Raw genomic sequence first — 781 nt, forward strand, 5'->3', positions numbered from 1 at the left:
GCTTTCGGAAAGATAAACGTAACGAGTGCCCCAGAAGGTGATGCCTTCTTTAACGTGTTCTATAACTGGTTCTAATTCAACAAATTTATCTGTTTGATATAAACTATTTTCTAAATGCATGTGCTTGATCCGTTGAATTTTGTAGTGATTTAATTTACTTATGTTTACAGCTTTAAAAATCTATGAATTTTAGACAAAATAACTGTAGCTCTTAGCGAAAATTTGATCTAACTATCTAGAGACAGCTATTTTGTCTGAGATTCACTAAGCTAAGTGTCTTGTCTGTCTTCAGGAGGAAAATATAAAACTATAGTTCCAAGGTCTTTATAATATGCATTATAATGTGTGATTGAAGCTTCCTGATCTACTTTGGGCATGCGATTAAATATTTCTTGATATTGAGAAGCTGAGTACCAATTAAATTTTTCATTATTATATTCCCAATGAAATCGGGGATGATATCCTCCTTCTCTAAAATTATCTTGCAGATAGCAAAAAAATCTCGTCAGGAACCATTTTCCTGCTAATCTTTTATCATTATCTTCATAAATCTGATCAATTTTAGCTGCGATTTTTTTACCTGCATTTCTTTCTTCCTCCGTATATTCGAATCGCGTTTTTTCCATCAGCTCAATAACGCGTCTAGCTAAAATGTCAATGTGGAATCTATCTGAGCTTCCGGGAAGATAAACGTAACGAGTGCCCCAGAAGGTAATACCTTCTTTAACCTGCTCTATGACGGGCTCTAATTCAACAAATTTATCTGTTTGATATAAACTAT

The 781-nt window shown here is 33.5% G+C and carries 1 protein-coding gene; it reads right to left on the reverse strand.

The genetic code is table 11. The annotated features are described in order from the left end of the window. Positions 1–269: 269 nt before the first annotated feature. On the reverse strand, positions 270–781 hold a 512-nt coding region (locus tag TY19_RS16150), incomplete at its 5' end, for a hypothetical protein (RefSeq protein ID WP_042280399.1).

It is taken from the genome of Candidatus Protochlamydia sp. R18 (assembly GCF_000648255.1).
Taxonomy (GTDB): Bacteria; Chlamydiota; Chlamydiia; order Chlamydiales; family Parachlamydiaceae; genus Protochlamydia; species Protochlamydia amoebophila.